Here is a 14,261-nt window from a genome sequence, read left to right on the forward strand (position 1 = left end):
CGCCGCACCGGGGGGCCCTCCATGCGCGAGCGAGGGGTGCGCGAACGCGCGGCGGTGCCGCCGGGCGCGATCTCGAGACTGCTGGTGGACCTCGCGCGCGAGCCCACGCGGCCCCCTGCCACCGCGCTCGCCCCCGGGACCGTCATCGGCCGCTTCCAGATCCTGCGAGAGCTCGCCCGCGGCGGCTTCGGCGTGGTGTACGTCGCGCGCGATCGCGCCCTGGGCCGCAGCGTGGCGTTCAAGCTCGTCCCGGCCGGCGCGCAGGGCGCCGCCGACGACCGCGTGCTCCGGGAGGCGGAGGCCGCCGCCCGCCTGACGCACCCGAACATCGTGACGCTGTTCGACGTGGGCCGCTGCCCGGCGGGCCCGTACCTGGTGCTCGAGCTGCTGCGCGGCGAGACGCTGGCGGCGCGGCTGCGGCGCGGGCCGCTCCCGCTGCGCGAGGCGCTCCGCGTCGCCGAGGCGGTCGCCCGGGGGCTCGCGCACGCGCACGACGCCGGCGTGTTCCACAGGGACCTGTCCCCCGGGAACGTGTTCCTCTGCGAGGACGGGCAGGTGAAGGTCCTCGACTTCGGCCTGGCGCACGCGTTCGGCAGGGCGCGCACCGCCGGCGGGACGCCGCCGTACATGGCGCCCGAGCAGCGGCGCGGCGCGCCGGAGGACGAGCGCACCGACGTGTTCGCGCTGGGCGCGATCCTGTTCGAGATGCTGACCGGGGAGCAGCCCTTCCCGGCCGCGGCCCCGGGCCGGACTCCGCGCCGCGCGCCGGCGCTCCAGGTGCCGGACCTGCCCGCGCTGGCGGACCTGCTGCGGCGCATGATGGCGGAGGACCCGGTGCGGCGCCCGCGCGACGGCGGCGCGGTGCTCGCGGCGCTCGGGGCGCTGGGCGGCGAGCTCGACCGCGCCGGCGTCCGGCCCGCGCGCCGCTCGCGGCGGCGGCGCCCGGTGCCGCAGGTGGCGCTCGCGCTGCTCGCCGTGGGCGTGCTGGCCGCCGCCGTCGTCGCCACCGTGAGCCTCCGCCGCGCGCCCGCGGGGGCCGCCCGCGAGGGCGATCGGCAGCTGGTGGCGGTCGCGGACTTCGTGAACGACACGGGCGACGCGGGGCTGGACGCGCTCTCCGGGCTGCTCGTCACCTCGCTGGAGCAGTCGCAGCGCATCGGCGTGCTCCCCCGATCGCGCATGCTGGACCTCGCCCGCCAGGGAGGACGGCCCGGCGCAGCGCGCATCGACGAGGCGACCGGGGCCGACGCGGGGGCGCGGGGCGGCGTGCGCACGCTGCTCGTCCCGTCGATCCGGCGCGAGGGCGAGCTCTACGTCGCGACGCTGCGGGCGCTGAGCCTCCCCGGCCGCGACCCGGTGTTCACCGTGGAGGAGCGCGCCCGCGGCCTCGCGGCCGTGCCCGGGCTGCTGGACCGGCTCGGGGCACGGGCCCGCCGCGCGCTGCGCGAGGACGACGCCGAGGTGGAGGCGCACCGGGTGCGGCTCCAGGACGCCGTCACGTCCAGCCTCGAGGCCTACGGGCACTACGTGCGCGGGCTCGAGCTGTCCTACCAGGACTTCGACGCCGCCCGCGCGCTCACCGAGTTCCGCACCGCGCTCGCGCTCGACCCGCGCTTCGCGCTGCCCAGCCTCGAGATCGCGGTCCTCGCCAGCTGGCACGAGGTGCCGGGGGAGGACGGCGCGGCCCGCATCGCCGCCGCGGCGGCCGAGGCCGACCGCCTCCCGGACAAGGAGCGCCGGACCATCCTCGCGTTCCGGAGCTTCGTCGACGGCGACCGCGCGGGCGCGGAGGTCCGGTTCCGCGCCCTCGCGAACGACTACCCGCTCGACAAGGGCATCCTCTACCTCGCCGGCGAGGCGCTGTGGCACGGCGGCACCGCCTCGGGCCCGCGCGAGGCGGCCGGGCTGCTCCGGCGCGCGCTCGACCTCGATCCCGCGTTCCTGGTCGCGGCCATCCACCTGTTCCAGTGGACCGACCGCTTCGGCCCGCCGGACGAGGCGACGGCGCGGGCCCGGCGCGCGGTGCAGGCGCGGCCGGGTCCGGCCGCCTTCGCGATGCTGGCGCGCGCGCTGGCGGCGCGGGGGCACCTCAGGGCCGCGCTGGCGAGCGCGCGGCGGGCCTCGTCGATGGCCGGCGGCGCCCACTTCGAGGCGTCCTACGCGCTCGCCGAGATCCTGGCCCGGGCCGGCCGGGGCGAGGAGGCCGCGCGCGAGCTGCGGCGCTGGACCGAGCCGGACGCCGAGCCGGGGGATCGGCGCATCGCCTCGGAGTTCCTGCCGGTGCTGCTCGCAGGCGAGGGGCGCCTGCGGGCTGCGCGCCGCGCCTGGCGGCGGCTGTCCGAGCAGGCCTGCGGCGTGGAGTGCGCGGCGTTCGACGCGGTGCTCGCGGCCCACCTCGCGCTGGCGGGCGACGACCCGCCGGCGGCGCTCGCGGCGCTTCGAGCGGGGACGCCGCGCGCCGAGGCGGACGGGGATCCCGACGCCTGGCTGTGGGCGCTGCTCGGGGACACGGCCACCGGCGCCGCGCGGGCCGCGCGGCTGGCGCCCGGGTCCATCGCCGAGCGCCGCCACGCCGCCGCCGCCGCGATCTCGGCGGCGCGCCCGGACGACGCCGTCGCCATCCTGCGGCCGCTCGCCGCGCAGGATCCCGCCATCCCGACCGCCTTCCTGCTGGGGCTCGCGCTCGCCGGTGCGGGCCACGACGCGGAGGCGGTGGACGCGTTCGCGGTGGTCGAGCGCGCCTACCCGCTCTACGCGCCTGCCTGGTCCGCCAGCCTGCGGCCGCGGGCGGCGTGGGAGTCGGCGCGCGCGCTGCTCCGGCTGGGCCGGCGGGACGAGGCCCGGGCCGAGCTGGACGCGCTCCTCGCGCGCTGGACGCGCGCGGATCGCGACCTGCCGCTGCTCCGGCGGGCCCGCGCGCTGCGCGCCAGCCTCGGCGACGCGCCGCGGAGCGGCACGCCCGCCCCGCGCGGCCCCTGAGAGCACGTGAACCCATCCCCTCCCGTCGCCGCGGCGGCCGATCCGCGTCGCATCGCGTCGTTGCTCCTCCCTCACATGCCTCGGGGCATGCTCGGTCGTCGCGCCTCGCGCTGCTCGCGTCTCGACCGCCTGGCTCGGTCCGGGGATGGATTCACGCGCTCGGATCCGCCCTGGGCGGTGCGCCGCAGCGCCCCGCCCCGAGATTCGCGTGCACCCCGGCGCGCCCGCGCGCGAGAACTGGGCCATGCGCGCCATGGTCCTTCCCCGCTTCGGCGGCCCCGAGGTCTTCGAGCTCCGCGACGTCCCGGATCCATCCCCGGGGCCGGGCGAGCTGCGGGTCCGGGTGATCGCCTCCGGCACGAACCCGGTGGACGCGAAGCTCCGGCACGACGGGCGCTGGGCCGGGCTCACGCCGCCGGTGGTGATCGGCTACGACGCCTCCGGCGTGGTCGAGGCGGTCGGCCCAGGGGTGAATGGCTTCGCACCCGGCGACGAGGTCTTCTACACGCCGGAGATCTTCGGCAACGCGCTCGGCAGCTACGCCGAGCGGAACACCGTGGCGGCCGGGATCGTGGCGCGGAAGCCCGCCCGGCTCACCCACGCCCAGGCGGCGGCCATCCCGCTCGCCGGCGGCACCGCGTACGAGGCGGTGGTGCGGCGGCTGCAGGTGAGGCCCGGCGAGTCGCTGCTGGTCCAGGGCGGCGCGGGCGGCGTGGGCTCCTTCGCGGTCCAGCTCGGCAAGGCGTGCGGGGCCCGGGTGATCGCCACGGCCGGCAAGTCGAACCAGGCCACCCTGCGCGCGCTCGGCGCGGACGTGTGCCTCGACTACGACCGGGACGACGTCGCCGACGCCGTCCGCGAGGAGACCGGCGGCGCCGGGGTGGACGCGGTCTTCTCGACCGTCGGCGGCGCGCCGCTCCTCGCCGCGCTCCCGCTCACCCGCCCCTTCGGCCGGCTCGCGACCATCCTGGAGGCGTCGGGCGACCTCACGCCGCTGTACGTCCGGAACCTGACGCTCCACGGCGTCTTCCTGGCGCGCGAGGGCGCGAGGCTGCGCGAGCTCGCCCGGCTCGTCGATCAGGGCAAGCTCGAGCCGCTCGTCGACGCGGTGCTCCCGCTCGAGCAGGTCGCCGAGGCGCACCGGCGACTCGACAGCGGCCACGGGCGCGGGAAGATCGTGCTCGAGGTCGGGCGCTGACCGCGGGCCGCGTCGCTCAAGACGGATCGGCGATCTCGTCGTACCCGCGCCCGCGGAACTCGAGCAGGCAGATGCCGTGGCCGAACGGATCGGCCAGCCGGGCCATCCGCCCCCAGGGGCGCTCGGCGACGTCGCCCTCGCGCCGCGCGCCGGCCGCCTCGGCCCGCGCCAGCGCCGGCTCGAGCGCCGGGACGGCGACATCGAGGTGCACCGGCGTCCAGTGCCGTCCGTACTCGCGCGCCGTCGCCGCCCCCGGGTACGGGGCGCTGCCGGCGCGGTTCTCGAGGAGATAGATGGGCGAGGACGCGCCGAGCAGCTCCGCGGCGGCGCCGCCGAACCGGCGCCCGACGCGCAGCCCGAACGCCTGCGTGTAGAACGCGACCGCGCGCGCCAGGTCGTCCACGTCCACGTTCACGAGCAGATCCATGCTGTTGCCTCCGGCGCAGCCGGATAACGCGACGCGGGCCACGCCGCAGCGCCCCGCGCGCGGCGCGAGCCGGCGGCCGCGTCGTCCGGCAGCCGTGAGCCCGCGGCCGTCGGACCGGTGCTACCCTGCGGCGCATGAGCGACCCGGTGGTCCTGCGCGCGCCTGGCTACGGTTGAGGACCGGTGGCGGGCCTCGGCTGAGGCACCGCCCTCGCGCCCGTGCTGGCGCGACTCGACGCGATCCCCGGCGTGCGCGAGAGCCGCGCCGACGCCTCCGGCCGCCACTTCCTGCTCGAGCTCCGGCCCGGCGCCGACCGGGCCGCGGCGGTGGAGGCGGCCTGCGGGGCGCTGGGCGCGCGGGCGCGCCCGCTCGAGCCCGCCGAGGCGGCCGCGCAGCTGGAGGCGCGCGGCCGCGGCGATCCCTGGTACGCGGGCGCGGACACCCTCGCGCTCTGCTACCTCGAGGCGCGGGTGCTCGCGGCGAACGCGGGCCCGGCCGCGGCGCGCGCCGCCGGGCTCGACGCCGCCGCGGGCGACGCGATCTGCGAGGCGGCGCGGGCCGTCCTGTTCCAGGTGATGGAGCGGGTGCACGGCGAGGGCGGCCGGTCGTCGTCCGGCTGGTTCTACGAGGAGTGGCCGGCGATCGCCGAGGCCATCTCCGGCCGCGCCACCCGGCTCCTCCCGGCGCTCACCGACGACGACGCCACGCGGCTGCGCCGGGTGGTCGCGGCGCTCCACGCCCGGTAGGCCCGGCTCACGCGTGCGCCGGCGCCTCGGCGCCCGGCGCGAGCAGCTCGTCCACCTCGGTGCGCAGCAGCCAGTCCCCCGGGAACGCCGCCGCCGCCTCGCGGATCGCGAGCAGGCGCTCGCGCGTGCCGCGCCCGGCCTCGCGCAGGCGCCGGACCTCGTCGTACAGCGCGGCGAGCGCCGGCGGGAGCGCCTTCGCCTTCCGGGCGCGCGCCCGCGCCTCGCCCTCGCCCGCGGTGAACGTGCCGTGCTCGCCGAACCAGCGATCCCACGCGCCCGGGTCGGCGGGCCCGCCCGCGACCGAGCGCAGGTCGCGCGAGACGAACAGGAGCGCCCAGGTGGGCAGCTCGAGCGGCCGGCCCTCGCGCGAGGCGCGGAGGTCCACCACCTCGCCACCGCCCACCGCGAACCCGCGCAGCGCGAGCCCGCCGGGCAGCGCCAGGTCGAAGGGCCCGCGATCGGGGACCTCCGCGTCACCGAACGCCACCACCACCTCGCCCGGCCACGGCTTCCCCTCGCCGCGCCCCTCCCGCGAGACGAGCACCGGCCCGTCCAGGCGCACCAGCGCGGTCGACAGGCCCGGCGCGAGCTCGGCCGCCGCCGGGATCCGCTCCGCGACCTTGCCGGTCAGCTCCCGCCCGCCGGACAGGGCCAGATGGTTCACGCTGCGTGACCGGCGCGCCTCCTCCAGCCCGTGGTCGCCGCCGCGCCTCCAGGAGAGCCCGGCGGTGAACGCGTCCAGCACCTCGAAGAGCTGGTCGAAGTCGCGGGCCACGAACAGCTGCGGCTGCATGCGGGTGATGTCGTAGGCCACGTCGGCGCAGGTCGGATCGAGCGGCAGCTTGCGCACGGCCGGGGTGAGGCAGTGCACCGCCTCGCCGATGGAGGAGAGCAGGCCCGCGCCGTAGATCCTGGGGTCGTCGAGCGTGCCCACCAGGCCGTACTCGGCGGTCCACCAGTAGAGCCGGCTCGCGCGCGTGGACTCCGACGCGTAGCGGACGCTGGCCGACGCCGCCCGGAGCCGCGCCTCGGACAGCGCCACCTCCTCGTCGCTCGCCTCCGGATCCTCCTTCACGACGGACAGGTTGCGGATGGCCTCGAACACCGCCTGGTCCTCCGCCGAGGCGATGGCGCGGAACCCCACCTCGCCGGCGCGCTGCAGGTACTCGGCGTAGGTCGGGTCGGCGATGAACGGCGCGTGGCCGGCGCTCTCGTGGATGATGTCGGGCGCGGGCGTGTACTCGATGTGCTCGTGGGTGCGGATGTCCGCGGCGATCGCCAGCACGCGCCGGCTCTGGAGCTCGGTGAACACCGCCGGCGGGATGAACCCGCGGACCGCCACCGCCGACCACCCCACCCGCGCCAGCTTCCGGTTCATCTCGTCGAGGCTCGGGATCCGCTCCACCTCGATGCCGGTGGCGGCCAGGCCGGCCAGGTAGCGGGGGTGCGCGCGCGTGGCCAGGTGCGCGGTGAGCCGGCGGAGGACGTGGCGCCAGACCGCGTGGTCGCGCGGCGTGTACGCGGCGTGGTCCTGCGCGACCACGAAGCGGCGGAGGTGCGGCGGCAGCTCGGCGATGGCGCGCTCGGTGGGACCCAATCTCGCCTCCACGGGAAATCTGCGACGGCGCGCTGCGACCGGAAGCTCCGGACCGGCCACGCCCGCCCGGCGCGGGCCCCCCGGCCCGGACACCCGGCGCGCCCGTGCTCTAATCGCCGGCCCCGCGGAAGCACCGCCCCTCACGCGGCGTCCACCCTCCCCGACGCGATGCGCCAGCGCGACGCGGTGCAGCGCGCCGCCAGCGCCTCGTCGTGCGTGACCAGCAGGAGCGCGCCCGGGTAGGCCGCCAGCGCCGCCTCGAGCCGCTCCACGGTGGGCAGGTCGAGGTGGTTGGTGGGCTCGTCCAGCACCAGCGCCCAGGCGTGCCGCCCCATGCCCATGGCCAGGAACAGCTTCCGCGCCTCGCCCGGCGACGGCGCCGCGGAGGCGAGCAGGCGCGCCGGGTCGGTGCCCAGCGCGGCCACGAGCGAGAGGACCCGGCCGCGCACCGCCGGCTCGAGCCCGGCCAGCTCGTGCAGCAGCCGCGGCCCCTCGCCGTCCGGCAGCTCCTGGGGCAGGTGCAGGAGCCGGTCCGCCGGCAGCGCCGCGCCGGCGAGCAGCGCCCGGAGCAGCGTGGACTTCCCGGCGCCGTTCGGCCCGGAGAGCCACACGCGATCCTCGCGCCCGAGCCGCAGGTGCACGTCGCGGAGCAGCGGCACCTCGCCGGCGCGGACCTCGTCCGCCTCGAGCGCGAGCAGCACCGGCCGCGGCGCCCGCTCCCAGCCCAGGAACACCGACCCGCCCAGCTCGGCGACCGGCGGCGCCTCCGGCACGTCCTCCCGCGCGCGATCCGCCGCCGCGCGCAGGCGCCGGACGTCGGCGCCGAGGCGGTCCTCGGCCCAGGCCCGGCGCGTCTTCGCGCCCAGCGTCCGGCCGTCGCTGTCCTTCGGATCGCGCCTCCGGCCGCTGCGCGCCCGGTCCGCCGCGTCGCGCGCGCGCCGCGCGTCCGCGAGCGCCCGCTCCACCCGGCGGCCCTCCTCCTGCGCGGCCGCCCGCGCGTCCCAGGCCGCGCGCGACTCGGCCTCCCACGCCGCGCGCGCCGCGCCGTAGGGCAGCGCCCAGGCGCGCGCCGCGCCGCGGCCGAGCCGCACGGTCCGCGCCGCCAGCGCCTCCAGCAGCGCGCGGTCGTGCGACACGAGCACGCCCGCGCCGCGGAAGCGCCGGAGCGCGCCGGCGAGCAGCGCCCGCGCCTCGGCGTCGGCGTGGTTGGTCGGCTCGTCGAGGAGCAGGACGTCCGGCTCGGCCGCCAGGGCCGCGCCCACCTGCCACCGCTTGCGCTCGCCCGGCGACAGCGTCGTCCAGCGCGCGAGCGCCTCCGGGTCGAGCGCGAGCGCCGCGCGCAGGCGGCGCGCCTCGCCGTCGTCGCGCGCGGCGAGCGCCGGCACGTCCGGGCCCGGCGCGTCCACCGCCTGCCGGCACAGCACCACCCGCGCCCGCTCCGGCTCGAGCAGGATCCGGCCCGCGTCGGGCGCGCGCAGGCCCGCGACGAGCTCGAGGAGCGTGGTCTTGCCGGCGCCGTTCTCGCCGACGAGCGCGGTCCAGCCGGTGGGGAAGACGAGATCGACGGCGTCGAGGATGGGCGCGGCGTCGGCGTGCGAGAACGAGAGCCGCTCGAGGCGGACGGAAGGCATGGCGATGCTCCTGGAGCGAGCGCCCGCGCGCGCGGGGGGCGCGCCGGGCGGCGTGGGCGGGTGAGGCTGCCGGTTCGCTAGGAGATCGTTTCCATCGCCGCACCGCGGCTGCGGTGCGCGGGCTGTCTAGCGCGGACGCACGGGGAGCGCAAGCGGGCCCGGTGCCGCGCCCGGTCCCGCGCGTCAGCCGCGGGCCGCGCGGGGGCCGCCGCCGAGGATGCGCGCCGGCAGGAACACGATGGCGCGCAGGAGGGCCAGGACGCCGTCCACCGCCACCCCGAGCAGCCGGAAGGGCAGCAGGACCAGCCAGACCAGCGGGTACAGCACCAGCGCGAGCAGCGCGAGCGGCCAGCAGACGACCAGCAGGAGCACCCAGAGCAGGAAGGCGGCCATGCCCATCCCTACGCACCATCCCTCCAGGTATTTCGGGGGGCGAGACGTCCGGGTTTGCGCCCCGGATCGAGACCCCTTGCCCCGCCGGGGGGCTCCCGCTTAAGAAGCGTTCGAGCGTCCGATGACCGGGCCCCGCGTACTCGTGGTCGACGACAACGACGCGCTCCGCGAGAACGTCGCGGAGTGCCTCGAGGGCGAGGGCTACGCCGTCGATCTGGCAGGGGGCGGCGCCGCCGCGCTCGACCTCCTCGAGAAGGCGCCCCTCCCGGCCGTGATCCTCCTGGACCTGATGATGCCGGGGATGGACGGCGGGGCGCTCGCGGCGGCGATCCGCGCCGACCCCCGCTGGGCGGGGATCCGCCTCGTCATCACCACCGGCCACTCGGTGTCGCGGGTGCGCGAGCTCCCGGTGGACGCCGTCCTGATGAAGCCGTTCGGCGTGGACGAGCTGCTCGCCGTGCTGAAGCGCGTCGGAGCGTGAGCCGCCGGTCAGCCCTGCGCGGGAGACGAACCGGGCGCATTGGCAAACCGGCGCGCCCGCGCCACCGTAGCGACTCGAGCCAGGAGGTGCGCCGGTGTCGTCGCTGGCCCAGCGCGAGGAGCGCTCGTCCGACGGGCGGGAGCCGGCGCGCGCCTGGGCGGTGACGATCCTGGTGCTCGGGCTCCTGCTGGTCTCGTGGCCGTTCGTCCGCACCCCGCCCCTCCCGCTCGCGCCCGCCTACGCCCACCTGCTCGGCGCCTGGGTCGGCGGCGTCGGCGCGCTCGCCGCGATGGCGCGCGCGCTCCGCCCCCGCCGCGGGCCAGGACCGCCCGATGCGTGAGGTCGCCCTCCCCGCGCTGGTGGTGACCGCGTACGTCGGTGCGCTGTTCGCCGTCGCGGCGTGGGCGGAGCGCCGCGAGGCGCGCGGGCGGTCGGTGGCGTCGAACCGGCTGGTCTACTCGCTCGCGCTGGGCGTCTACGCGACCACCTGGACCTTCTACGGCAGCGTGGGCTTCGCCGCCCGGCGGGGGCTGCTGTTCCTGACCGTCTACCTCGGCCCGACGCTCTGCGCGGCGGTGTGGTGGTGGGTGGTGCGCAAGCTCGTCCGGATCAAGGACCGCTATCAGGTCACGAGCATCCCCGACGTGCTCGCGCTCCGCTACGAGCGATCGCAGGGCGTCGCGCTGACCGCGACGGCGCTGCTGGTGGTCGGGCTGGTGCCGTACATCGCGCTCCAGCTGAAGACGATGATCGCCACGCTCGGCCTGGTCGCCGGGGGCGGGCCGTCGCTCGCGTACCCGGGCGCGGGGAAGCGGCTCGGGCTCCCGCTGCTCGCGTTCCTGCTCGGCTTCACGATCATCTTCGGCCTGCGGCGCGCCCGGCCGTCCGAGCGTCACCCCGGCCTGGTGGTGGCGCTGGCGGTCGAGAGCCTCGTGAAGCTCGCCGCGTTCCTGGCGGTGGGGGCCTGGTTCGTGTGGGGCTTCCGCGGCGGCCTCGCCGACGTGTTCTCCACCGCGCCGGGCGGCGACGCGGCGCCCGCGTTCCTCGGCGACACCGGCGTCGGGACGTGGCTCGCGCACCTGCTCGTCTCCGGGATGGCCGCGCTGCTCCTCCCCCGCCAGTTCCACGTGGCGGTCGTCGAGAACGCGAGCGAGGACCACGTCCGCACGGCGATGTGGCTGTTCCCGGCGTACCTGCTGCTCATCAACGTGTTCGTGCTGCCGTTGGCGCTGGGCGCGATCGCGGTGAGCCCGCCCGACGGCGCCGACGTCTTCGTGCTGTCGCTGCCGCTCGACACCGGGCACCCGGCGCTCGCCTGGCTGGTGTTCCTGGGCGGCTTCTCCGCCGGCACCGGCATGGTGATCGTCGAGACCACCGCGCTCGCCACCATGCTCTCGAACCACGTGGCGATCCCGGCCGCGGAGGCGTTCGCGCCGCTGCGGTGGCTGCGGCGCCACGTGCTCCAAGCGCGCTGGGCGGCCGCGCTGATCGTGCTCGCGCTCGCGTTCGGGTACGAGCGGGCGTTCGGGCAGCGCTTCGGGCTCGCCTCGACGGGCCTGGTCTCGTTCACCGCCGTGCTCCAGCTCGCGCCCGCCCTGCTGGGCGGGCTGTTCTGGCGCGGCGCCAGCAAGGCCGGGGCGATGGCCGGGATCGTCGCGGGCTTCGCCATGTGGGCCTACACGCTGGTCGTGCCGGTGCTGGCGCGGAGCGGGTGGCTCCCCGAGTCGCTGCTCCTGCAAGGGCCGCTCGGGATCGAGGCGCTCGCCCCCGAGGGCCTGTTCGACGTCCACACGGATCCGGTCACGCACGCGGTGGTGTGGACGCTCCTCGCGAACGGGCTCGCCTTCGTGGTGGGCTCCCTGCTCCTGCCGCCCGGCGCGGAGGAGTCGGCGCGAGCCGACCGGGTCGTCGGCGCGCTCGCGGCCGGTCCTTCGGGCGGGGCGCCGCTGGACGCGCCGGCGCTCACCACGGTGGAGGCGAAGCGGCGGGCCGCCGTGGAGCTCCTCAGCACGTACGTGCCCGCCGCCGAGGCGGAGGAGATGGCCGCCACCTGCCTGGAGCGCTGCGGGGCGCGCCCGGAGCAGGGCCTGACCGCGCTGCAGGTCGCGGAGCTGCAGGCGCAGGTCGAGGTGGCGCTCGCCGGGGCGATCGGCGCGGCCGCCGCCCACGCCGCGGTACGCCGCGCCGGGCTGGTGACGCCCGCGGAGGCGCGCGCGATCTCCACTGCGTACGCCGACATCCTCACCGCGCTCCACGTGTCGCCGCACGAGCTGCGCCGACGGGTGGACTACCACCGCGCCCGCGAGCGCCTGCTCTCGCGCGACGCGGAGAACCAGCGCTTCCTCGCGGGGGTGAGCGCGCTGCTCGCGGGATCGCTGGACGCAGAGGCGATCGCGCGGACCGCGGTGCGCCTCCCGGTGCCGCACCTCGCCGACGCGGTGCTGCTCGTGCTCCGGCAGGAGGGCGGCCCGCGCGTCCAGCTCGCCCACGCCGATCCGCGCCGCGAGGAGGAGGGGCGCGCCGCGCTGGCGAGGCCGGGGAGCGCCCTCGACCGCGCGGCGTCGATCACCCGCGCCCTCGAGACCGGCCGACCGGTGGTGAGCCGCCCCGCGGCCCAGGCCGGATGGCCCGACGCGCTGCGCGCCGCCCTGCCCGGCCAGGTCGAGCTGACGCTGCCGCTCGCCGGGGTGGGCGAGCCGCTCGGGACGCTGTCGCTGTTCGGGGATCGCGAGGATCGGCTCGCCACCCCGGAGGCGCTGGCGCTCGCCGAGGAGCTGGCGCGGCGGCTGGCGATCGCGCTCGACAACGCCCGCCTCTACGGCGAGGCGGAGCGCGCCGTGCGCGCGCGCGACGAGTTCCTCGCCATCGCCTCCCACGAGCTGAAGGGACCGCTCGGGCCGCTGCAGCTCCGCATCGCCATGCTGGAGCGGCTCATCGCCCGCGGCGAGCTGCGCGCCATGCCGCACGAGAAGCTGGTGCAGATCTTCGGCGGCGCGCGCGGCCAGGTGCACCGGCTGGCCTCCCTGGTGGACGACCTGCTCGACGTCACCCGGCTCTCCACCAAGCGCTTCCGCCTCGACGTCGCCCCGATGGATCTCGCGGCGGCGGTGCGGGAGGTGGTCGAGCAGCACGCCGGCGAGGCCGCCGCCGCCGGCGTGGCGCTGCGCGTGGACGCGCCGCCCTCGGTGCTCGGGGCGTGGGACCGGCGGCGCATCGACCAGGTGCTCGAGAACCTGGTCGGCAACGCGCTCAAGTACGCGCCCGGAGCGCCGGTGGACGTCCGCGTCGAGGCCGACGCCGGGTCCGCGCGCATCCGCGTCCACGACGAGGGCCCCGGCATCCCGGCCGCCGACCAGGAGCGCGTGTTCGGCGCGTTCGAGCGCGCCTGCCCGCACCGCGGCGTCGGCGGCCTGGGCGTCGGGCTGTACGTGGTCCGCGAGATCGTCCGCGCGCACGGCGGCTCGGTCTCGCTCGAGAGCGAGCCCGGCCACGGCACCACGTTCACCGTCACCCTGCCCCGCGGCAACGTCGCCACCGCGTGAGCGCGGCCGTCCCTCAGAACCCGTGCACGAACAGCCCCGAGCGCAGCTTCGGCTCGAACCAGGTGCTCTTCGGCGGCATGAGCTTGCCGGCGTCGGACACCGCGATGAGCTGCTCGATGCGCGTGGGGAACAGGTGCAGCGCGAGCGACCACCCCTCCTCGTTCACCCGGCGCTCCAGCTCCTGGTGACCGCGGATGCCGCCGACGAAGTCCACGTCCTTCGAGGTGCGCGGATCGCGGATGCCGAACAGCGGCTCGAGGAGCTGGTCCTGCGCGATGGAGCAGTCGAGCGCCTTCACCGGATCCGCGGCGTCGAAGCTGCCCTTGCGGACGTGGGCGTGCCACCAGCGGCCGCCCAGGTACACGCCGAACGCGAGCGGGTGATCGGGGCGCGGGTCCTTCGCGGGCTCGAGGTCGAGCACCTGGCGCAGCGCCGCGAGCAGCGCGTCGGGAGAGCGCCGCTGCGGATCGCGCACCAGGCGGTTGTAGGCGAGGATCTGCATCTGGTCGTGCGGGAACACCACCGCCAGGAACCCGTCGTGCTCGCCGGGCTGGCCGCGGCGCGCCGCGTGGACGCGCGAGGCGGCGGCGGACCGGTGGTGGCCGTCGGCCACGTAGAGCGCGGGCACGCCGCCGAACAGCTGCTCGATGCGCGCGCCGAGCGCGGCCGGGACCACCCAGAGCTGGTGTGCGACGCCGTCGGGGGTGACGAGGTCGTACTCCGGTGCGGCGCGCTTCACCTCCTCGATCGCCGCGTCGATGTCCGGCACCGCACGGTAGGTGAGGAACACCGGCTCGTCGTGCGCGGACAGCGTGTCGATGTGGCGGACGCGGTCGTCCTCCTTGTCTGCGCGCGTCTTCTCGTGCTTCTTGATCACGTCGCGGTCGTACTCGTCCACCGACGCGCACGCCACCAGGCCGGTCTGCCGGTGCTCGCCCATCCGCTGCGCGTACACGTAGAAGCGCGGCTCCGGGTCGGCGCGCAGCACGCCGCGCCGCACCAGCTCGTCGAGGTTCTCGCGCCCCTTCGCGTAGACGGGGTCGGAGTGCTCGTCCACGCCCTCCGGCAGGTCGATCTCCGGCCGCGACACGCGCAGGAAGCTGTCGGCGTTGCCGGCGGCGAGCGCGCGCGCCTCCTTCGTGGAGACGACGTCGTACGGCGGCGAGGCGACCTGGGCGGCGAGGGCTGCGGGCGGGCGCAGGGCGCGGAACGGGCGGAGCGTGGCCATCGGACCTCCGGGGCGGCGCGGCGGCCGCCGGCGAGTGGA

Annotated in this window: 11 protein-coding genes; 6 read left to right on the plus strand and 5 right to left on the minus strand. The window is 77.5% G+C overall.

All coding sequences use genetic code 11. From position 1 onward, the window contains the following. Nucleotides 1–21: 21 nt before the first annotated feature. Both ANAEK_RS14555 and ANAEK_RS14560 read left to right on the plus strand, forming a co-directional pair. Nucleotides 22–2,979: a serine/threonine-protein kinase gene (locus ANAEK_RS14555; protein WP_012526891.1), complete on the plus strand. Its 2,958-nt coding sequence runs from the start codon at nucleotides 22–24 to the stop codon at nucleotides 2,977–2,979. Between the two features lie 244 nt (nucleotides 2,980–3,223). Further along, on the plus strand, nucleotides 3,224–4,177 hold the full coding sequence (locus tag ANAEK_RS14560; RefSeq protein WP_012526892.1) for a zinc-dependent alcohol dehydrogenase family protein: 954 nt from the start codon (nucleotides 3,224–3,226) through the stop codon (nucleotides 4,175–4,177). Between the two features lie 16 nt (nucleotides 4,178–4,193). Here the strand turns inward: ANAEK_RS14560 and ANAEK_RS14565 are convergent, their stop codons facing one another. Beyond that, the gene (locus tag ANAEK_RS14565) at nucleotides 4,194–4,604 is read right to left on the minus strand and encodes a VOC family protein (protein WP_012526893.1); all 411 of its coding nucleotides are present in this window, start codon (nucleotides 4,602–4,604) and stop codon (nucleotides 4,194–4,196) included. 218 nt (nucleotides 4,605–4,822) lie between these two features. On the opposite strand from ANAEK_RS14565, the gene ANAEK_RS14570 reads away from it, so the two are divergent. Further along, nucleotides 4,823–5,350, plus strand: coding sequence for a hypothetical protein (locus ANAEK_RS14570; protein WP_012526894.1), 528 nt, complete (start codon nucleotides 4,823–4,825; stop codon nucleotides 5,348–5,350). A 7-nt stretch (nucleotides 5,351–5,357) separates the two neighbouring features. Here ANAEK_RS14570 and ANAEK_RS14575 read toward each other — a convergent pair whose 3' ends face one another. The 3 genes from ANAEK_RS14575 to ANAEK_RS14585 form a co-directional block, all read right to left on the minus strand. Then, nucleotides 5,358–6,947: an aromatic amino acid hydroxylase gene (locus tag ANAEK_RS14575; protein ID WP_012526895.1), complete on the minus strand. Its 1,590-nt coding sequence runs from the start codon at nucleotides 6,945–6,947 to the stop codon at nucleotides 5,358–5,360. 140 nt (nucleotides 6,948–7,087) lie between these two features. Beyond that, nucleotides 7,088–8,578, minus strand: a complete 1,491-nt coding sequence (locus tag ANAEK_RS14580) for an ATP-binding cassette domain-containing protein (protein WP_012526896.1) — start codon at nucleotides 8,576–8,578, stop codon at nucleotides 7,088–7,090. A gap of 183 nt (nucleotides 8,579–8,761) precedes the next feature. Beyond that, nucleotides 8,762–8,971 carry a hypothetical protein gene (locus tag ANAEK_RS14585; RefSeq protein ID WP_012526897.1) on the minus strand — a complete coding sequence of 70 codons (210 nt, stop codon included), beginning with the start codon at nucleotides 8,969–8,971 and terminating at the stop codon, nucleotides 8,762–8,764. Nucleotides 8,972–9,092: 121 nt separating this feature from the next. Here ANAEK_RS14585 and ANAEK_RS14590 point away from each other — a divergent pair, with 121 nt between their 5' ends. From ANAEK_RS14590 to ANAEK_RS14600, 3 genes are all read left to right on the plus strand, one after another. Next, on the plus strand, nucleotides 9,093–9,452 hold the full coding sequence (locus ANAEK_RS14590; protein WP_012526898.1) for a response regulator: 360 nt from the start codon (nucleotides 9,093–9,095) through the stop codon (nucleotides 9,450–9,452). Nucleotides 9,453–9,546: 94 nt separating this feature from the next. After that, the gene (locus tag ANAEK_RS14595; RefSeq protein ID WP_012526899.1) at nucleotides 9,547–9,792 is read left to right on the plus strand and encodes a hypothetical protein; all 246 of its coding nucleotides are present in this window, start codon (nucleotides 9,547–9,549) and stop codon (nucleotides 9,790–9,792) included. Beyond that, nucleotides 9,785–12,994, plus strand: a complete 3,210-nt coding sequence (locus tag ANAEK_RS14600) for an ATP-binding protein (protein ID WP_012526900.1) — start codon at nucleotides 9,785–9,787, stop codon at nucleotides 12,992–12,994. Before ANAEK_RS14595 ends, ANAEK_RS14600 begins: the two co-directional genes overlap by 8 nt. Nucleotides 12,995–13,007: 13 nt before the next feature. On the opposite strand, the gene ANAEK_RS14605 is transcribed toward ANAEK_RS14600, so the two are convergent. Then, nucleotides 13,008–14,222, minus strand: coding sequence for a DUF1015 domain-containing protein (locus ANAEK_RS14605; RefSeq protein ID WP_012526901.1), 1,215 nt, complete (start codon nucleotides 14,220–14,222; stop codon nucleotides 13,008–13,010). Nucleotides 14,223–14,261: the final 39 nt, after the last annotated feature.

Source organism: Anaeromyxobacter sp. K (assembly GCF_000020805.1).
Lineage (GTDB): Bacteria > Myxococcota > Myxococcia > Myxococcales > Anaeromyxobacteraceae > Anaeromyxobacter > Anaeromyxobacter dehalogenans.